The sequence below is a fragment of the Crinalium epipsammum PCC 9333 genome (assembly GCF_000317495.1).
GTDB classification, from domain to species: Bacteria; Cyanobacteriota; Cyanobacteriia; order Cyanobacteriales; family PCC-9333; genus Crinalium; species Crinalium epipsammum.
Genome location: NC_019753.1, coordinates 456538 through 476700 on the forward strand (window position 1 = coordinate 456538; position 20163 = coordinate 476700).

A 20163-nucleotide genomic window follows, 5' to 3' on the forward strand; every position below is an offset into this window, starting at 1 on the left:
TTGTAAAGTTTTTGTGAAGCATACTTAAGTTTTCTACAGGTATCAGTTGTTAAAGAATCAAGTTGATGAAATCTGTAAGACAAGTTAATTTTAATCATAAAATAATTATTGTTAACCAATTAATTGATTTAATTATAACAGTTAAGAACAATTAATGTGACTAACGACTTGGCGATCGCCAAGTTGATTTGAAGTTTTATTCAATTAATTAGTAGGTCGCAAAAATGTCTAAGCGCCGACTTCCAACCAGCAAAACTAAAAAAGTTATTCATGTTAATCAGTACGAAATTCGAGCTAATGGTAAAGATGGTGGTAATCGTCCAGTTTTAACAGTCAAGCAAGGAAAATTAAATATTTACGGGCATGAAGCTTTCATTTGCGATAGCTACGGCAATCAAATTGCTAAAGTAATTTACCGCCCCGATAAGCCGCTATCCTGCGGTGCAAAGTGCTGGGTTGAAACTTATGCTGATGTTGAAGTAGTTACGCTTGATGGTGAAGATAAACCTCAAGAAATAGCTAAACCAACTAATCAACTCAAACTGTTTTAACCACAGCAGTTTATAATCAAATATACCCTAATTTATAAATTGGGAACGAAAGCACAAACGCACTTAAATTTGTTAAATCAGGGTAGAATAGACATTTTTTTGTGGTCTACCTCTTTTCCTTGCTCAGAGAGACTTTCAGCCCCTAAAGGGGCTAGAAAATGCCTAAGTCCCGCGATTAACCGCACTAAGAACTGCTAGAAAAGAGGCGGTCACGATATTGCAATGGATGCCAACCCCGTGTATTGACCCTGGGAAAGTATCGCTAGCTACCTCAACATAAGCGATCGCAGAAGCGTTGCTCCCCTGACTAAGTGAGTGTTCCTCGTAATGATGGATGCGAATGCCAGCATTCAGGGCTGTTAGAAACGCATCAATCGGGCCATTGCCCTGTCCGGTAAGCGCTACAGGTTGCCCATTCATTAAGAGCGTTAGTGCGATCGCCTGTTCCCCCTTCTCTGTTTCTGACAACTGGTGAGAGAGGTACTTCAACGGCGACACAGCTTGTAAATATTCAATCTCAAATAGTTTCCATAGATCGGTTGCAGACATTTCTTGACCACAAGCATCCATTGCTTGTTGCACTACTTGACCAAACTCGATCTGCAACCGTCGCGGCAACACCAAACCGTAGTCCCGTTCTAGCAAGAAGGCAATACCCCCCTTACCGGACTGGCTATTTACCCGAATCACGGACTCAAAAGTGCGTCCCACATCTGCTGGATCGAGTGGCAGATAAGGAACTTCCCAGGTGCTATCTAATTTCTGCACTGCCAAGCCTTTCTTGATTGCATCTTGGTGGGAACCAGAGAAGGCAGTGAATACCAACTCTCCCACATAGGGATGGCGGGGATGAATCGGCAGTTGCGTACAGTCCTCCACCGTACTCGCCACTAGATTAATGTCCGAAAAGTCCAAACCAGGATGAATGCCTTGGGTGTAGAGGTTCAGCGCCAGCGTCACCAAATCCACATTCCCGGTACGTTCGCCATTGCCAAATAAGCAACCCTCTACTCGATCTGCGCCTGCCATCTGCGCCAGTTCCGCTGCGGCAATGCCACAACCGCGATCGTTATGGGGATGAACGCTCAAAATTACACTATCCCGTCGTGCTATATTACGATGCATCCACTCTACTTGATCTGCGAATACATTAGGGGTTGCAACTTCTACTGTTGCGGGTAGGTTGATAATCGCTTTGTGCTGTGGTGTGGGTTGCCACACATCCAAAACTGCATCGCAAATATCTTTAGCAAAATCTAGTTCAGTCGCTGTGAAGGTTTCCGGGGAATATTGGAAATACCAATCAGTCTGTGGTTGTTCTGCGGCAAGTTCGTTCATCAGTTGTGCTGAGGACGCTGCCATCTCGATAGTGCCAAGGCGATCCTTACCAAAGACGGTGCGCCGAAAGACTGGAGAGGTAGCGTTATAAAGATGTACAATCGCCCGTTTTGCTCCTTGCAAGGCTTCAAAGGTGCGACGAATTAGGCGATCGCGGGCAGGCGTTAAAACCTGAATCGTGACGTGATCCGGTATTAAGTGATGCTCAATTAGGTGGCGAACGAAATCAAAGTCAGTTTGTGAAGCGGAGGGAAATGCCACTTCGATTTCAGTAAACCCAATATCAACTAAAAGCTTAAACAGACGTAACTTGCGTTGAACGTGCATCGGCTCAATCAGCGCCTGGTTGCCATCGCGTAGATCGGTACTGAGCCAGATGGGGGGATGGGTAATAGTAGAAGATGGCCAGGTGCGGTCGGGTAAGTTGATGGGTGCAAATGGATGATATTTGGTTGTAGGATTCTTCAACACGATCGATATTTCCTATGTTTTCGGTGTTTGTGAGATGTTGTGGCGATGCCGTGCAGCGGCTCCGCCAAGGGCGGAATCGCAATCAAAGGAGAGGAGGAGTTGCCAGGTTGCCACGCAGACCAATTCTGACAACCCACTAATAGTCGCAGTAACATCTCCAGCACTTTATGCAGTCGCATATGAATCTCCAAAAAATGGCTAATGAATCTGATCACGAGTCGTCACACAGAGCAAGCTAAAGTCTGGCTTTCTTCAGAGGAGGGTCAATCGAAAATTGATTGACCAAAAACCGAGGGATTCAAGCCCCCGAATTAATACGCGAGTCTCAATCGAAAATCCCAAATCGAATGACCTGCACTAACAGGCTTTAGCGTTTAAATCGAAAAATTTAGTTGAGGAAAAAATTATTTGCGTGCAAGGCGCAGCAGCAGCCCTAGCCCTAGTAGTTGGCTAGTGGATAGATGTAGAGATTGCTGCTGTGTAAGCATGAGATGAAGACAATGAACTAGCGATATCTTACCCCTATACTGTAGAGGTGTCAATCTCTACATCGCGATTAAGCAACTAGCTGGGTCATTGATTCGGCTTTTTTTGTAGAACTGCTATGATCATGTAAAGCAGGGGCAATTTAAGTAATGCGGTGTGAAATTCGTAGTCGTGCGGGGCAAGTCCTAGCAAAGGGTCGCCTGATTCTTCACAAGGGCGATAATGGCGAATTGCGATTGGATTTGGAAACCGAAGGCGGGAGGTTGCTCCAAGGTGGTCTCATTGGCCCAGAGGGGGATATGGCAGCGGCCAGTGAAGTGTTATTCCGTCAGTTCTTTCAAGTCTGGGGTATGAGCGATTTGACCTTGAATGTGACAGTCGGATAAGCGATCCGCCAATTGGGACTTATGCCGAAAAAAAAAAGCTGTGGTATGGATATTTGAAAAATTGTAAATTTTGAGTATTAATGGGACTTAAACATACAACACCAGATAAAACGTTAGTTGATAAATGCCTCAGTAGAGGCGAAAAACATCTAATTTAATAAGCTTTGCAAATTAACAACATCTAATGTGAGAAATTTACCACCCAAAAACTAAGAAAACAATTCCGCGCCTGATGCAGCAAATCGTGATTTATCATTGCCTGAAGCTGGTCTAGCATACGGAGCCTTGTTACGAATTGCATAAATTTGATCCTCGTCTCGCACCATTGCTGGAGTAAAGAGCGATCGCTGATATCTCAAATCGTTCAAAGTAACTCTTAGCTCTGTATCTGGATCACCTTCGCGCTGATTACGCACAAACACTTCTTGAGCAGCTTTTTTCACAGCATTAGCAATTTCTACTGGAGTACAAAGGTTATAATCCCTAATTAATATTCGCCACTGATCGTCTGTAAAAGGTGAATTTGAAGAACGGAATTGTGGGAAGTATTTTCTTAAGTGCAGATTAAAAATATCGTAGATACCCCCATTTTTAGGCATATCTACAAAGAAAATCTCGCTAAATCTTCTAATTAATTCTGGTGGTAAATTATTAAGACGGTTGACTGTCGCCAACATGAAAACAGGGGAAGTGTGTTCTTGCAGCCAGGTTAGAAACTTACCAGAGATACGTCGAATTACGCCCCCACCTGAATCAGAATCCCAACCCGCAAATCCTTTGTCAAAATCATCAAAGTAAAAAATTACTGGAGCTAAAGATTCAACAATCTCCAACAAATCCCGTAAAGCTCGATCTGGTTGAGGACTGCCTAAAAGCGCACCCCAATCGCTAGCAATCAATGGTAGCCCTAACGAGCTTGCAGTTAATTTGGCACTTAGTGATTTACCAGTACCAGGTGGCCCCCATAAACACCAGCCCTTGGGGAAACTCAACCCATGCTGTAATGCAGCCGGATCTAGCAGTGCTTTTAACTTATCAATTTCCAAATTCAGTAAATCTAATCCCGCAGCGCCCTGGACATCCGGCTCCGAAATGTAGTCCAACCCGCGCCCCCGTAACTTGCCCATCTTGTGTTGCAAAACCAACTGTACTAATTCATCAAGGCTCGGTGATAGTGCTACAAACCGATTTAAAATTAGCTTGATTTCACCAGTAGGTAATCCTAAACAAGCCCGCACCAAAGCAGATCTTTGTTCTGGATCTAAATTGGGGACTGAGCGATCGCAAATCTCAAAAACAATCGACTCCGCTTCTTTCCGGGTTGGTAATGGCTTAGAAAAAAGTGGAATTAAAGGTTGTAATTCTGTGGGAATCTCAATATAGCCGTCGAGCAACACCCAATACTGCCGTTCAACTGCACAATAGAAAGCATTAGTTAACTCATGCGATCGCACAGATGATAGTTGTCCTTTCTCCACATCAAAATCTAAAACGCCTTCCAATAGGTAAATACCTTCGTTACTACTCTCACTTAGAGTCAGCAAAATATCATGCGAACCCGCAGTAATATCAGTTGGTTGGAGCTTACATTTACCATTTGAACAGCTTACTTGTTGCAACGAGCGATAGCCAGGGTTCCAGTAATAAACTGGTAACTCCTCAAGTTCTCCCCAGACGCAAAACTGAGTTAGGATTTCAGTGCGATCGCATAATTGATATTCCAAAGCCGCGATCTGATCTTTCAAAGCAATCCACAATGCCCAATCTTTATTTAAACCTTTTTGCACAACAATACTTCCTTGTTTACTAAGTTTTTTCGTTGATATAAATTATGGTTAAATTTCTTTATTGATAATTTTACGCGCTCCTTGCCGTTCTCCGTACAGGGCTGGAGATTGATTATTACTTTCTCTAACTCTGCCACTGATGCTATCTGATTGAGTTGAGCGAAATTCTTCTTTAAAATAGCGCATTCTCGTACACCAGGAATTATAATCTTCCTTCTGGTTCCAACCAAAATATCCTTCGGTTTCCTCAAGATAATCAGAAAAACTCATAATTTCAACTTTAAATATTTAAGGATTAAAAATTATTTTAACGTTTAGGTAACACTCAAAAGGGGAAAAACCCAACCATTCTGAATGTTGGAAAATCTATAAAATCTCCAAGTTCTTTGCGTCAACAACCCAAAATAATAGCTTTACGCCAAGTTAGACAAGAGCTAGGTTATCAAGATTGAACAAAAAAAATGGTGGTAAATGATGAGGATTAAGTAATGTACCCACATGAAATTATTTTAACAAGGGCTGCCTCTCAGTTTTACAGTAAGACAACTGAATGAGTAAGATTTTACCCAGTATTAATGTGCGATAGCACGTTGTTTTAATTAAACTTCTACAGCAAAGCACAAAAATGCGTAGTGCAATCGTAAAAAGTACCGTACTTGTTGAATCTTTATTTACTGTTATATTGCAACTGATTACTGCATTTCACTTTCAGATAACCTATAATCCAACAGTGCATAACCAGAGAATTAATTGACGCGATCGCCACTCTTCACGCGATCAGCGGTGTACGTGAGAACAATATTTCGTCCTTTTTGCAAACCGTCAACAGTTGATAGCTGGATCACGAGTCGGGCAATTCTTCAGCACCGTTGCCCAAGCGCAAGAAGTCGGCGAATTTGAGTTGGAAGACTTTATTGCACAAGACGACAGAGTGTTTGTGCCTCCGAGATACACGCGTCGAAGATTGTAAGCTCAACCGCGCCTCGCCGCCTCGATCGCAGCGATGTCGATCTTTTTCATCTGCATCATCGCATCGAACGCACGCTTGGCGGCAGCAGGATCGGCATCGGTGACCGCTTTCGTTAGGGCGAGAGGCGTAATCTGCCAGGACACTCCCCATTTGTCTCTGCACCAGCCGCACGCACTTTCCTGTCCACCGTTGCCGACGATCGCGTTCCAGTAGCGATCCGTTTCTGCTTGATCAACGGTTGCGACCTGAAACGAGAACGCTTCATTGTGCTTGAATGCAGGCCCGCCGTTGAGTCCGAGGCAGGGAATTCCCATCACGGTAAACTCGACGGTCAACACGTCCCCTTGCTTCCCCGACGGAAAGTCTCCCGGTGCGTGGTGTACTGCATCCACGGACGAATCGGGAAAGGTCTCTGCGTAAAACCGCGCCGCGTCCTCGGCAGTGCCATCGTACCAAAGGCAGATCGTGTTCTTTGCTGGCTTTTCCATATCACTTCTCCATCAAGATGAGCCACCCGAAACCGGAATCAACGATGTGCTCAGTCGAAGAGTATTGGCTCGGAAGACATTTCCGCCCATTCTAGCGCGGCTTCACTGTGCTTCATATAGGTGGGATAACGACTCATATGAAATCCGGTTATAGACTTATTGTATAGAACCCATTTGACATCTTTTATTGAAATTCTGATTCAAGAACTATGTCTTACTCCAGTAGTCTGAGCAACGCCGAATGGGAAATTCTTGAACCCTTACTCGCTCTCGATATTACCTCAAAAGAAACGAACCAGACCGACAAAATGGAGTCAGCGAGAGCTTTTGGATGGCATTTTCTATCAACTGAAGAATGGCTGCAATTGGCAAGACTTACCGTCATATTTACCGCCCTACAAGGGCAGTGTATTGGCACTACAAGCAATGGCGGTAAGCAGGTACTTGAAATTTCTCAATATTTAACTCAAATAGCCTTGTACTGTACGGAAAATTAACCACACAAGCTAGTCAACGCTTTAACTTTCGACACGCTTATGCCTGAAAAAAGAATTTTCGGCAAGATTATACTTGGTACTAATGTGTAGTTATGCAAACGCTCACATCAAAATATAGGTAATCCAGCCTAAAACGGCGGCAAATTTTTACTTGAAAAATGGCAATCTTTTTCCTTAAGTCACAGCGAATCCGCCACTTTATGCTTCCAATTTCATAATTAAAACCAAATTTTTGAATTTTTTTTAGCAGCTAACGCTGCTGTTTTTAAGAGTTCAATTAGTTGTTTTTAGGAAAAGAAAAGATGGTAGCCTCAAAAAATGGAACTGCTAAAGCTGCTGCAACTGAAATTGATGAAGCAGAAGCAAGGGCAGCCAAAATTGCAGCAAGAAAGAAAAGAGAAGCTCTTGCTGCGGCGGCAGAAGCAGAAGAATCAGCACCAGCAAACACCAAAAAGGCTAAAGCTGACGAAACTGCTGCTAAACCTGCAAAAACTAGCACTGGCGAAGTGGATGTAAAGGCTGAAGCACAAGTTTTAGCCAAACAAATACGCTCCGTTGTCTACAAACACTTTAAAGTGTTATTGCCCACAAGGGAAGAACAACAGTTAAAGTCTCTGGCTTATGGAGCTAAAGATAAATTAGGGCGAGCGATCGCCCGAATGGTTGCCAAGAAAAATGGCAAGATGAATTGGGAATTGTGGAATAACCGCATCTTCCCCGCTCTATTTGGTGATCTGAGCAAAACAGAGGTCAAACTCAAGTATTCAGCAGAAACGATCGCACTAGCAATAGCACGATTATTCGACGGGATTAGCGAAGAAGCTGAGGAAGCAATTAAAGATCTGATTGCCTACAATCAGGAGTCATTTAATAGCCGCCAAAAGCCTGAAACCGACGATGAAGCGTTGGAAGAGATCGATTTGGATCTAGATGATGAGGATACCTTGGACTCAGACGACGATGATCTAGATGACGACGATGAATAAACTAACTATTAAATAATTGATTTAGCCTTGCCATTAAATGGGTAAGGTTATTTCTTTTTTTAGGAAATAGCAATCTACAATCTACAAACTCTTAACTCGCTATCGCACAAGTAAAACTTAATTAACAAGTTGTCATTATATCATATCGAAACATTTAGCAATTCTTTATAAATCTTCATGCGCCACATTATAGTAAAAATTATATTAACTAACAATTAATAATTAAATTAAGACAGCTATCGCAGTAGTGAAAATGAAAATTAGTTATTAAGTAAAAACATTATTTAATGATTGATTAAGAACTGCTATCGCAGTAATAAAAATGAAAATTAGTTATTAAGTAAAAAACATTACTTGATAATTAATTAGAAACTGCTATCGCAGTAGTAAAAGTGAAAATAGTTAATTAATTGGAGTAAAACATCATGGCTAAGAAAAGATCTGAAACAACTGCTACTCAAGTTGAAACTGTTGAAACTGTTGAAGTTCCTCAAGCTGAAGTTGTTAAAACTAAAGTTGTTGAACGTAAAAAGTGCTTGGAACTCTGTTTACCATATTCTGAAAAGGTAAGATTGATGGTGATGGAGGTTCTCAGACAGGAATCTGCCTACGAATTCTCAAGAAAAGCACGTCATGCTGGTGAGGAATTTGATTGGTCAAAATACAATGCCCAATTCCGCGCAGACTACGGCGATTGTGAGTTACGCGAATTACTCAAATTGGCGGCGAAATTCTTCGGTCTGAAATCATTGGATGAAGTTCGTGAACGTCGCGTTGAACATAAAAAGCGTCGGACTGAAATGTCAAAAAATAAGTTTGGGAACGCAACTGTCAGCAATGACGATAGCGATATCGAAGACGAATTGATTGATGATATTGACGATCTAATTTAGAGCTAAAAAGCAATAACCTCACTCCGAAGTGAGGTTATTGTTTTTATCGAAATAAGAATAATTTACCCAAAAAAATAAATTTTTAATGAAAATTTTGGTACTAATGCAGCTATCGCTGAAGCGATTTTGAGTTCTAATTTTAATTAAGTTTAAATATCAACTTGATAAGAGTTAGAACTGCTATCGCAGTAGTGAAAGTGAAAGTTGAAAATTGTTAGTAATTGAGGAAAATATCATGACACAGTACAAAAATGCTTTAAGCGAAACCATAAGTTACGAAGAAAAAGTTAGACTTATGGTATTGACCACATTGCGCGAAGAATGTGGCAGAGAATTGAGTAAGAAAGCCTATTATAACGATAAAGACTCGAAATTTGATTGGAAAGGATTTAACGAAAATTTCCAGGCAGATTATGGTGATTGTAGCGTAGTAGAATTGTTAGAATTAGCAAAGCAATACTACGGAATGAACAATCTTGAAGAAATTCGCAGCCGTAGAAAACTGCATAAAGAACAATACGAAACTAAAGCAAAGAAATTCCAAGTTGCGTAAAATAATGATACCCAAACACCGATGTTTGGGTATCATTATTTTACTATTTAAATAATAAAAAAACACGATAAAAAATAAAATAAAGTATCAAAAATTAAGAACTGCTACCGCAGTATTAAAAGTGACAATTATTAATAGTTAAGGGCAAGAAAATGACACAGTACACAAATGCTTTGACACTCTGCTTACCATATAACGAAAAACTACGCTTGTTGGCATTATCAGTCTTGCGCGAAGAGTGCGGAAGGGAATTGAGCCGCCAAGCTCATTACAATGGGGAAAAGTTTAGTTGGCGAGAATTCAATCAACAGTTTAATAGGGATTACGGCGATCTAATATTAGATGAACTGGTAAAAACTATTGAGCATTTATTCGGATTAGATACTATGGAAAAAATAGCCAAAAGAAAAAAACAACATATAGAACAAGCGCAAGCACGAACCATAAAATAGAGATTTGTTACCCAAGCAGTAATGTTTGGGTAATTGGTTTTTTTTACGATTTAAATAGTTAAAAACCTACAACAAAAAACTAATATAGAATTAAAAATTATAATTAACGTTCATAAAATTATGATACGAATGGCACTCATAGGGTTAAGAAAAACCAGCTTTGCTATCTTATGGTTTGTTATTTTTTGGATAATAGGATTAATTGGAATTAGTCTTTTTCTTAATATCAATAGTACATCCGATACTAGCTCAAAAAACTCTTATCAGCAAGGTTATCTAAAAGGACAGGAAGCTGGAAAAAAAGTTCGCGTACCGCTAACAGTAATAACAGGCTTGCTAGCCATTACAGGAAGTGTTACAGGTATACTACCAGGAACGAAAACTAGCAAAAAGATTAAGGAAATTGAACCAAAACCAGAAATTTTAGAATCAGGAGTTGAGGAGAAATAACTATAATTCAGCGTCAGATTTATCACTATTACGCTGTTGAGATTGTTCCCTCAGTTCAGTTTCTAACTGTTCATTTATTGCTTGCCAACGCTCAACATCTTGTTGAGTTAAGTTTTTGGCACTAATTATCTCACCATTACGATCGACTTCAATAAGTTCTCCACGACCATCTGGTTCTACTACCAAGTGCAATGAGACACCTTGTTGCTTTCTAGAAACTAATTCATATTCGTAGACACGCGAACGCACCTCATGACCAGAAAGAATGCCTTCAACATCCTCTGGGCTTAACTGAAATTTAGCTGCGATCGGCAAAATTTGTTCGGCAAAAACCTTTTGCTCTTCAGCGATGTCATCTACATCATCTACAATAATTTCCTCAAACTCTTCATATAGATCCCGATCGGTCGGAGTAACAATAATTTCCTCAGTTATCGTAGACTCATTCTTGACAGCCCCTACATTATCATCTTCAGAATCAGAACTGCTATCAACCTTGATATCAGAATTGATATCAGAATCATCCTCCTCTAAGAGAGCTTGCACGTCATAAGGATCGACCTCTTGCTCCTGCTCATCGTCTACCTGATTTAACTGTTCTAGTCGCTCTAACTGAGTATTTAACTCAAGTGCATCAGGATACGACAAAGTGCCAATAATTTCTCCCTCAAATGTCATGTTAAAAACATTATGATCGTCAGTACTGTCCAGTACCTTAATTTCATCATCCTCTAGAAAAATCATCCAATCGGGAACTACGTCGAATTTATACGGAAAATCTTCCGGTGACAACGAATAGCTAATATCTTGCAACAACGATTCAACTAGCAAGTTCTGCATCCTTTTAACAAGCTCGCTTTTCTCAAACTCTTGTTCGAGCAAAACCTCAGCATCAAGATCGTTCAGGGCTGCCCAGTCAATCTCTTCCTCACCTTCCTCCTCCTCTACCAAATCAATATCTTCTGCCTCAAACCCCTCATCGTCCAACCCTGCTAACTTACTCATCTCTGCACGTGAAATTTCATTCTCACTTTCCTCTTCTAATATCCGAGCTTCATTAGTCGCAATTTGTTGTCTACGAAGTATTTCAAATTCATCCCCTAAACCCGCAGCTTCCGTTTCAACAGATTCAAGTGTTGCATACAGCTTTTTCTTGCGACGATCTGATGTAAAAAATTGCACATCATCAACCTTGCCCCCCAGGTGCTGCACGCGATCCATAAAATCAGTTGCCGCGTCTGGTATTAAAAGATGCTCGATCAAATTTAACTCGGAAGTAGGATCAGCTTCACTATAGGAATAAACCGTAAACGGTAAGCTGTCGCCGCCATCTAGCACATCCCAATCAGAAAAACGAGCGATAACACCCGCACCTGCTGATGACTCATACCTAACAAACCCAGAGTCTACCGACTCTGTTGAGTATTTAGAAATATTTTTGAGATATTCCTCAGCTGTTAAATGTTCCAAGGGGGGCAAGGGGGTAAATTCTTTTTCTAGTTCAACATAACCAGCTAGATTGATCCCCATTAGTCCAATAGCTACAAAAGCTAGTTTTTCATGGCAGATATCCTTAGAAAAATTTACAGCGGTAAGACAGCCCTGGTAGAAATCTTGAGTTTCCCCGCTAACAACCAAATTTTCAATCAGATGATTAAAGCTAATATTATTACTATCCTGTTTCAACTGCTCAATCACATTTTTATCCAAACGTGATAAATCAGGCATAACAGAATCAATTCTAGGTTGAGAAGAAGAAGCTATTTGGTCATTCCCCGCGTCAACATTAATTAGTGTAGCTAGTTTGATTTCTAGGGAATTAAGTGCATCAAAAGTTTCTCTATCTGGTAGCACCTTCATTAATCGCATCGCACCATGAAAACCAGCTAACAAACCCTGGTAAAAATCTTGGGTTTCACCTACTAAAGATTTATCGGCTGCTATTTTAGGATAAAAATCAATTCCAATTTCTTTAGCCCTTGCTATGTAGCCAGAACCTAGCCTTTCCATCTAACTCTAACCAGGCACTATAAAAACGCAATAGCAATATAACAAGCAATCAAATTTTTTGCATATATATAAAGTGAGAAAACAGCAGCTATCGCCGCGATCCCTGTAAAGAGTTTACGAACAAATTATGAAAATTGTCGGTGTTACGGGTCATCGTCCTCAAAAACTAGCACCAGCTAATGTGTGCTATTCAGATGAAGTGCTAAAACAATTGACTCGATTGGCGCTCATTCACTTGAGAAAACTAGAACCCTGCCAAGTCATCACGGGGATGGCACTCGGATGGGATTGTGCGATAGCCATTGCTGCACTACATCTAGAAATTCCTGTTGTTGCAGCAGTACCGTTTGAGGGGCAAGAGTTACAATGGCCCGAACAATCTCAGATCCGATATAAGAAAATTCTCAGGAAGATTTCTGCTAATAATGGTGAAATTGTTATCGTTTCCCAAGGTGGTTATTCGGGGGAAAAAATGTTGCTCCGCGATGAATACATAGTTGATAATTCCAAAATTATTTTAGCTCTTTGGGATGGCGGCGCAAGTGGAGGAACAGCCCACACCGTAAAATACGCCAAAAAGAAAAAACTAGATATCGTTAATGTCTGGTCTGATTGGACAAACAGATAGACGTAAAGCGCAATCGCACCAACCCATCAACCTTAACTTATGGGTTGATTTTTTCAAATAGAGTAACATCAATAACCAAGCATATTAGCTATAAGATCTCAATCCTTCTCCTGCTTCCAGCTTAATTCTATTCAACCGCGATGAGTCTAAAGCTTCAAGTTAACCGAATCCCCACAGTTACCTCAACCCAAATGCGGTGCTGTAATACCAAGACAGCAAGGGCAACATGATTCACGCCCTAAATCTGCAAAGGTTGACAGACCAGGGGGGTACAGAATATTTCTATAAAATAATTAAATATTTAGAACTGTTCTAATGAACTCGTATTCGATATACAGTGCAAGTACAGAATTTTTTGTAAAAAGGTGAGTTTATGGCTCAAGCGAAAGTCATCGCATTATTTAATCAAGCGGGCGGCGTGGGTAAAACTACTATTACGCTCAACCTGGGATACCAGCTTTCTAGAAGAGGCAACAAAGTAATGCTGATAGATATAGACCCTCAAGCATCTCTAACGCTGTTTATGGGGGTTGACTCGCATACTTTGGAAAAAACCCTCTTTGATGCCATTGTCAATGAGGAGCCACTATCTATTCATACAAATATTCATGGTATGGATATTGCCCCAACAAACATTAACTTGAGTGCTGCTGAACTTCAATTAGTTAATATGGACTTTCGGGAAATTCGCCTAAAAGATGCGATCGCGCCCATAAAAGACAGCTATGACTTTATCCTGATTGATTGTCCGCCGAGCTTAGGTCTATTAAGCTATATCAGTCTCATAGCTGCCACTCATGTCTTAGTCCCTATCGAAACTCACTACAAAGCTTTTGAAGGAACCAATCTTCTACTTCAAACTGTTGCCAGGGTCAAAAAGAAGGGCAACCGTTCCTTGCAAATAGCCGGATTTGTTCCATCTCGATACGCGGCTACTAATTCTCAAGATCAGCGTACTCTTAAAGCAATTCAAGAACAATTTTCTGCGGTTAGTAGTGTTTTCGATCCTGTCCCACGCTTAACAGCTTTTGCCGATGCTTCAGAAAAACAAGTACCACTAGCTGTTTATGATCCCAAAAGTTCGGCGGTAAAAATATTAGATCAATTAGCGGCAAAAATGGAGGAACTAAATTAAATGGTAAACAAAAGCGAACAACCTTATAAAGCCAAAGCAAATTTAAGCGTTTTATTTGGGGATGACGAAGATACTCCCAAGAACTTTATTCCGCTTGAAGCCATATCCTTGCCCGCTAAACAGCCGCGAAGATATTTTGACGATCGCTCAATGCAGTCATTAGTTGACTCAATAAAGATTAACGGAGTTCTCCAACCAATTTTAGTCCGTCCTATAGGAGAAGATAGGTACGAATTAGTAGCTGGGGAAAGACGTTATCGAGGAGCAAAAACAGTTGGATTAAAAGAAATTCCAGTTGTTATTCGCGAATTAACAGAGGAGCAAGCTTTCAAAATAGCTTTAGTTGAAAATTTACAACGAGAAGATCTTAATCCCATCGAAGAAACTGAAGCAACTTTAGAACTATTAGCTATACAATTATCATCTTCTACTGATGCAGTAACCAAGCTGCTTTACAGCATGAAAAATGATGTTGCCAGAAAGAAGGATAACGTTATCCTTCAACCAGAGGCAGAAACAATCGTTAAGGCGTTCGATGAATTAAGCAGTATGGGATGGGAGTCATTTGCTACTAACAGACTACCACTGCTTAAACTACCTGAAGAAATACTAGAAGCTCTGCGACAAGGGAAAATTGAATACACAAAAGCCAGAGCGATCGCACAAATCAAAGATCCTGAAGCTCGCGTTGAATTACTAGAACTTGCGATCGCTGAAGGATTATCCCTCAAAGAAATTAAAAAAAGAGTCGCTGAAATTAAAAAAGCCACGGAATCTGAAACTGATCCAGATGCCGAAAATGAGGATGAAGAGACAGATGAGAATGGAGAAAAACCTGATAAAAAAGACAAACCTGAAAGTCTCAAAAGCGAGATGAACAAGGTCTATAATGCTCTTAAAAAATCTAAAGTCTGGAAGGATAAAAACAAACAAGATCAGCTTCAAAAAATTTTAGATGATATGGAATCTTTACTCAACGAAGAATAAACAGGAGAAACAGCCAGCTAACGCTGACTGCTATAAAAATCACTAACCAAATTTCAACAATAGATGAAATCAATTTCAATGGGGACGTTCAGAGAATACGACTGCAAAAACACCAAAGCTTTATTAAATTGGTTAAAAGAAAACTATCAGGAGATCGCCCCTAACAAATTCGTACTTATTAACGGCGACTCTGCGAAATTCTCTAGCAAAGAGCTAATCACTCGTGCAGCCATAGAAGGAATTGTAGCTAGGCAATGGGCAACATTAGAAATTTCCAGACTAAGTTTAACTGATAACCAAAGCTAAAGTGATTATGACTTTACCCATAAGGTGGCAACTTTTGTCGGCGTAATGTGGCGAATCCACCAACTTATGGTAAAAATCATAACTGTTCATAAAATTACTACTGCTAAATAATGCAGCTAACGCTGCGTCAATGGCGAACATCGACCAAGGATGCAGTAGTTATGAGCGCATTAGAAATTATCAAAGTTATCAAAGCTGGCTCTGAAACTGAAACTGACACCACCACCAAATCTAAAAGTTGGTGGCAAGAAGATTTCGTAACTGTCGAAGCAGAGGAAGACACAGACGAGGTGATCTTAACAGTCTCAAGGTCAAAAGCTCTAATCGGAAAAATCAATGAGAAAGCGATTAAACAACTAAACTTTGGAGGCTACTCTGTCTTAAGGGTCAGCGGTGAATTAAGAGAGTACCCAACTCTATATATTCCCCTCAGCCTTGATAACCAATGGCAAGGCGTAAAAACAATATTAGAAAACTGCAACTACAAAGTAACAGTAGTTGCAGGATAAAAAACAACCACTAGCAATTATTAGTTGCTAGTGGTTAATTTTTATTGGTTTATTATTTAGTCTTTGCTTGAACAAATTTACGATTTTTAGATGGCTGCGTCCAAAGTACACAGAAACCATTAGATGCCTTCCTGCCTTGAATCTCAAGGGTAACGCCCATACGTTTAGCTTCTTGCTCGCAATCACGATTTCCAGGGTTGCCTTCAAGAAGAGAGGCGTTCCACTTCATAAAATCTTTGGCATATTGTCCATCCTTACTCTCAGCCCACTTTAATGCCTCAAACTGTTTCTGAGTTAGTTTAACTGTTCCAGCGTACCCACCTTGAAGGTACGTGGGAACAGTTAAACCCAGTAGATAACCTATACCTACAGCGCACAAAAAGAATAAGCCACTGGGAACAGCTTTGAGTAAGCTACCTAAATCAAATCCACGACGGCTAGGCTTTTCAGCAACATCATAAAATTCCTCAAGTGGTTGTGAGGACTGAACCTCTCGCTGTACGACTGCTGATTTATGCACTAAAGAAGTCACAGCTTGTGATATAGCAGCCGTTTGTGACATAACAGCAGCCTTTTCGTAAGCAGCTAATTTATCTTGTAGTGCAATCAAACTATTATTAAATTTTAGTTCAATTGAATTAGGAGCGCGTTTCAACATCAATTCCAGTTGTCCGGTAGCCAATAAGACTAAGAACAACGGATCGTCTGGTTGAACTTTAGCTTTGTATGCGATCGCTAAAACTTTTGATTTAAACTCGTCTGACTGATTCTCTAAGGCATAGTCGATCAGTTGCTCAGAAAACTCATCCAATTCTTCAGATTTCCCTGTCATGGCAAGAAGTTCAACCGATCTAACTCTGCGTAGGTAGCATTCAAGAAATTTTTAATTCGCTGCTTACTTAAGATGCCAAAACCTGAACCATCAGCCAAAGCTTTAGAAAACGTTAGTTGACCAGCATCAACTCTATTTCTTTCCTCAAAACTAAACTGGGGGAAATCCATCTGAAAAACCTTTTCACGAGCCAGTATTTCAGCCAGATCTTTATCTTTCTCTATGATTGTCCAATCGTCAAAAATGACTTGATTACGAACAAAAATGTGCGTAATGTCTTTAAGCTTTTCATCGTTAGCAGATTCCTTAAACTTATCAATGCTAGAATGACCGCCATTACAAATAAACCATTTGTAAATCTTGATATTCTGATCTTTGGCTAAAGTAGCTATATGATTGCGATCGAACCAATCTGTAACTGAAGAATATATATTTGAAGGCAGATTGACAATTACGGTTTTTTCTGTAGCTAACTCAAAAATTTTGTCAGCACTAGAGCGTTTCTTCTCTTCATTGGTAAACTCAGCTTCAATATAATTTTTCCCTCCGTTTTCATCAGTAAAATAAATTCTACCAACGTCAGGATTGGACAAATCTGATTCTACAAATTGGATGCGATCTTTATAACCCCTAGTATTACAATATTCAAGCAGCACCCGACAAAACAGGCTTTTACCAACGCCACCTTTTTCACCATCTGTAAAATGAAGTCCAGTCTCCAATTCACCCTCTGAGAACTTAGCTTCATCCACCTGACCCAACTCAGAAGAATGCAACTCAGTCTGCTGTTGTTGAACCATTACTGCATTTTCCACGAGCTTAGTCTCCTCATTTTCACGAACTTTAACTTCAACATCACTACCGTCGTTCAAGATTTCTCCTTGCTCTATTACATCTTGCTCTATTACCTCAAGATCTGTTACCTCCATAGCTACTACTTCTTGCTCTGTCAAAGCTTCTGTCAAATCTTCTGTTTTATTAGTAGGCTCATCCTCTACTACACGAAGATCTACTACCCCTGAAGTTAAATTAGTAGACTCATCCTCTATTAAATTTTCAGTTTTATCCTCCGTTAAATCAGTAGACTCACCCTCTACTTCACCCCCTTTTAAGTCAGTAGGCTCATCTTGATTAAATGAATGAAAACCACTGCTATCATCCTCGGTTTTATTAGCAGTCGCGCTCTGGCTAACCTGCTGGTTCCTTTTTCTAATTCCAGTTCCAGTGCTTTTAGGTTTTGGCATAAAATTCCTCTCAAAAATCCATTGGGAAAAGAGAACTACCAACAGCAGTAAGAAAAAAATCTCTATTAGAGCATAGAAAAGATTTACTTGAATCAACACAAAAAAGCTTCTACCTAACGTAAGAACATTAACTAGCGTTACATATCCCCAAAGAGACTCTCAGCCTCCTCATAAGTACCTACCCCTTTAATTCTTGATTCCCTTTTTGGTGGCTGTTCAGGTTCCGGTTCCGGTTCAGGTTCCGGCGCAGATAATGGTTGTGCTTGTGCAGAGAGTTGACCATTGTTGATTACAACGTGCTGTGTTTGCTGAGTCGGTTTTTCTAAACCAAACAAGGTACGAATATACCTAGCACGATTCTCTAAAGCATCACAAGATTCTAAAGCTATTATCTTTAATTCCTCATCGGATAAATCACCTTTTTGTTTATGTGCTAATGGTAAAACACACATTCGCAAAAACTGTAAAATCAAATCTTTAGATGCTCGTGAACCTTGAGAACTTAAATACGATAACACTACACCTTCATGAGTGTTAGCTAATAGTCGTAGTCTCAATCTAAAATCAATATGCTCTTTATCATTGTTATCGCTCATTACACTGCTGCTTTACTTCTAAAATGTTCAAATAAGCCAAAAATATCAATTAACCGGAACGCTAACGCTTCTTCTTGGTGACGCTTTTTAGTCAAACTTTCAAACGCTGTTTCAACAACAGATGTCAGATCAGCCCCCCAACAAATAGGAACTTTTGGTCTATCAAATGGCTGTGCCACTCCAGGCAAGGTAGACCTTTCACGCACTCCAAAATACTTATTTAATTCAGGCTTTAAATAAATTCCTGCACCACCACAAATAATCACTTCATCCAGTCTATTAGGCAAACATCTATCCAACCATTGCTCTAACTCAGCCCAATATTCTGCGCGGGAGCTAGTAATCGCATTAGCAATCTTTAAAACCTCCCCTGCACGTAACTCAGGTTTTTTACTTCTAGCTAAACCTTGAATTACAGGATTATTTTCTAGTTTTATTGGAGGCGAACCCTTATCACGATTCGTATTAACATAATCTGCCTGAAAGATTGCCCCAGATAACTCAAATGGCTTTTGACCACTGGTACGTTCTAATGCTTTACTCTCCAATTTCATAAAGCCTAATTCTGGACTTTCACCTGACACCATTCGACCACCGCTAAACTGCAAAGCCGTCACATTCCTATGCCCAAACATTAATACAGCTAATGTGCGATCGCGAAACCAATCCATTCCTTTCTGCTTAACTCGTACCATTGCCAAACCACTTCCTTCTGGTCGGCACAGGAAATTAGTCAATTTCACCTTTAACGGCTGACCTCGAAAACTATAATCAGCCAAGATTTTAGTTAACTCATCTTTTAAAGTATCTCGATCTTCGTACTCAGTCCAAGGCAATAATACTATCAGTTCCAACGTTATATTATTGACATTCCGTTTAGTTGAATTAGCAGAACTAGAATTGACTTTATCAATAATCACGCCTACCACTGCGGAGGTCTTATAAATTGCTCTTTCATACTTCAATTCACCTAGTCCTGCATCACCAGAAAAATCACGAGCGAAAGAACCTACTAAGTAAATATTATTTTCCCACTCAACATAAGCTTCATCTTCTGGTCTTGGACTACCTAATTGTCCTTTACCCGATCTATAGTTTTCTAAAGTTGCTCTTGACACTTTTGATATTTGCGGTGTCATTGTTACTAAATAAGACTCTTTTACCCCTTCCACCTCTGCTATAACTTTCGTAAGTGATGCGCCTGGATCAATTCCAATTGTTATTTTCACTTAATACTTTCTCCGTCCTGACCCATTTTTACCAATTCTCGCTCCTTAAGCTTTAACCGCAATCTTCCCAAAGTGAGGCTTATTACGAGCATAAAATCTCTAGGTTTTAAGTGGACAACCATTGGACAATTACTGGACTAAAAATGGACTCAAAGTGGACAACCATTGGACAATTACTCACTTTGCTGTTTCTAAATACTACAAGAAATTACCATTCTATCTAGAATACTGAACTACCGAGTGGACAGTGAATGTCCAGTAATTGTCCAATAATTGTCCACTCGGCTAAACCCAACAGTTATCTACCCTCAACCAACCTTGACACGACGAGGATACCCTGAAAAAGCAAGGAATACCCTCTTGCTGACATTTTGTACAC

21 protein-coding genes are annotated in these 20163 nt (G+C 40.2%); 12 read left to right on the forward strand and 9 right to left on the reverse strand.

Annotated elements, in window-relative coordinates; translation table 11 throughout:
• The first annotated feature begins 224 nt into the window (after window positions 1-224).
• Window positions 225-551, forward strand: coding sequence for a hypothetical protein (locus CRI9333_RS01825; protein WP_015201495.1), 327 nt, complete (start codon window positions 225-227; stop codon window positions 549-551).
• A gap of 162 nt (window positions 552-713) precedes the next feature.
• On the opposite strand, the gene leuA is transcribed toward CRI9333_RS01825, so the two are convergent.
• The 4 genes from leuA to CRI9333_RS01850 all read right to left on the reverse strand — a co-directional run bounded on the left by leuA (window position 714) and on the right by CRI9333_RS01850 (window position 6477).
• A complete protein-coding gene (leuA, locus tag CRI9333_RS01830) occupies window positions 714-2360 on the reverse strand; it encodes a 2-isopropylmalate synthase (RefSeq protein WP_015201496.1) in 1647 nt (548 codons plus the stop codon).
• A gap of 1081 nt (window positions 2361-3441) precedes the next feature.
• Window positions 3442-5019, reverse strand: coding sequence for an ATP-binding protein (locus tag CRI9333_RS01840; RefSeq protein ID WP_015201498.1), 1578 nt, complete (start codon window positions 5017-5019; stop codon window positions 3442-3444).
• 48 nt (window positions 5020-5067) lie between these two features.
• Entirely contained in the window at window positions 5068-5289 is a 222-nt protein-coding gene (locus tag CRI9333_RS01845) for a hypothetical protein (protein WP_015201499.1), read from the reverse strand.
• Between the two features lie 702 nt (window positions 5290-5991).
• The gene (locus CRI9333_RS01850; protein WP_015201500.1) at window positions 5992-6477 is read right to left on the reverse strand and encodes a VOC family protein; all 486 of its coding nucleotides are present in this window, start codon (window positions 6475-6477) and stop codon (window positions 5992-5994) included.
• Window positions 6478-6686: 209 nt separating this feature from the next.
• On the opposite strand from CRI9333_RS01850, the gene CRI9333_RS28665 reads away from it, so the two are divergent.
• From CRI9333_RS28665 to CRI9333_RS01880, 6 genes are all read left to right on the forward strand, one after another.
• On the forward strand, window positions 6687-6974 hold the full coding sequence (locus tag CRI9333_RS28665) for a hypothetical protein (RefSeq protein WP_041225837.1): 288 nt from the start codon (window positions 6687-6689) through the stop codon (window positions 6972-6974).
• Window positions 6975-7276: 302 nt separating this feature from the next.
• Window positions 7277-7960: a hypothetical protein gene (locus tag CRI9333_RS01860; protein ID WP_015201501.1), complete on the forward strand. Its 684-nt coding sequence runs from the start codon at window positions 7277-7279 to the stop codon at window positions 7958-7960.
• A 425-nt stretch (window positions 7961-8385) separates the two neighbouring features.
• Window positions 8386-8853 carry a hypothetical protein gene (locus CRI9333_RS27190; protein WP_015201502.1) on the forward strand — a complete coding sequence of 156 codons (468 nt, stop codon included), beginning with the start codon at window positions 8386-8388 and terminating at the stop codon, window positions 8851-8853.
• A gap of 235 nt (window positions 8854-9088) precedes the next feature.
• Complete coding sequence (locus tag CRI9333_RS01870; RefSeq protein WP_015201503.1) at window positions 9089-9406, forward strand: hypothetical protein; 318 nt, start codon at window positions 9089-9091, stop codon at window positions 9404-9406.
• Between the two features lie 152 nt (window positions 9407-9558).
• Window positions 9559-9858: a hypothetical protein gene (locus CRI9333_RS01875; protein ID WP_015201504.1), complete on the forward strand. Its 300-nt coding sequence runs from the start codon at window positions 9559-9561 to the stop codon at window positions 9856-9858.
• 120 nt (window positions 9859-9978) lie between these two features.
• Entirely contained in the window at window positions 9979-10308 is a 330-nt protein-coding gene (locus CRI9333_RS01880; protein WP_015201505.1) for a hypothetical protein, read from the forward strand.
• On the opposite strand, the gene CRI9333_RS01885 is transcribed toward CRI9333_RS01880, so the two are convergent.
• Window positions 10309-12318, reverse strand: coding sequence for a hypothetical protein (locus CRI9333_RS01885; RefSeq protein WP_015201506.1), 2010 nt, complete (start codon window positions 12316-12318; stop codon window positions 10309-10311).
• Window positions 12319-12445: 127 nt separating this feature from the next.
• Between CRI9333_RS01885 and CRI9333_RS01890 the strand changes: the two genes are divergently transcribed.
• The 5 genes from CRI9333_RS01890 (at window position 12446) to CRI9333_RS01910 (ending at window position 15883) form a co-directional block, all read left to right on the forward strand.
• Window positions 12446-12946 carry an SLOG family protein gene (locus tag CRI9333_RS01890; RefSeq protein ID WP_015201507.1) on the forward strand — a complete coding sequence of 167 codons (501 nt, stop codon included), beginning with the start codon at window positions 12446-12448 and terminating at the stop codon, window positions 12944-12946.
• A gap of 373 nt (window positions 12947-13319) precedes the next feature.
• Window positions 13320-14081, forward strand: coding sequence for a ParA family protein (locus CRI9333_RS01895; protein WP_015201508.1), 762 nt, complete (start codon window positions 13320-13322; stop codon window positions 14079-14081).
• Window positions 14082-15068: a ParB/RepB/Spo0J family partition protein gene (locus CRI9333_RS01900; RefSeq protein ID WP_015201509.1), complete on the forward strand. Its 987-nt coding sequence runs from the start codon at window positions 14082-14084 to the stop codon at window positions 15066-15068.
• A 63-nt stretch (window positions 15069-15131) separates the two neighbouring features.
• Window positions 15132-15374: a hypothetical protein gene (locus CRI9333_RS01905; RefSeq protein ID WP_015201510.1), complete on the forward strand. Its 243-nt coding sequence runs from the start codon at window positions 15132-15134 to the stop codon at window positions 15372-15374.
• A gap of 110 nt (window positions 15375-15484) precedes the next feature.
• Window positions 15485-15883 (forward strand): hypothetical protein, encoded by a 399-nt coding sequence (locus tag CRI9333_RS01910; RefSeq protein WP_015201511.1) that lies wholly within the window; start codon window positions 15485-15487, stop codon window positions 15881-15883.
• A gap of 52 nt (window positions 15884-15935) precedes the next feature.
• Here the strand turns inward: CRI9333_RS01910 and CRI9333_RS01915 are convergent, their stop codons facing one another.
• From CRI9333_RS01915 to CRI9333_RS01930, 4 genes are all read right to left on the reverse strand, one after another.
• The gene (locus CRI9333_RS01915) at window positions 15936-16715 is read right to left on the reverse strand and encodes a DUF6753 family protein (RefSeq protein WP_015201512.1); all 780 of its coding nucleotides are present in this window, start codon (window positions 16713-16715) and stop codon (window positions 15936-15938) included.
• A complete protein-coding gene (locus tag CRI9333_RS27540; RefSeq protein ID WP_015201513.1) occupies window positions 16712-17959 on the reverse strand; it encodes a hypothetical protein in 1248 nt (415 codons plus the stop codon). The genes CRI9333_RS01915 and CRI9333_RS27540 overlap by 4 nt, the downstream gene beginning before the upstream one ends.
• 137 nt (window positions 17960-18096) lie before the next feature.
• Window positions 18097-18555 (reverse strand): hypothetical protein, encoded by a 459-nt coding sequence (locus CRI9333_RS01925; RefSeq protein WP_015201514.1) that lies wholly within the window; start codon window positions 18553-18555, stop codon window positions 18097-18099.
• Window positions 18555-19784 (reverse strand): ParM/StbA family protein, encoded by a 1230-nt coding sequence (locus CRI9333_RS01930; RefSeq protein WP_015201515.1) that lies wholly within the window; start codon window positions 19782-19784, stop codon window positions 18555-18557. The genes CRI9333_RS01925 and CRI9333_RS01930 overlap by 1 nt, the downstream gene beginning before the upstream one ends.
• Window positions 19785-20163 lie beyond the last annotated feature (379 nt).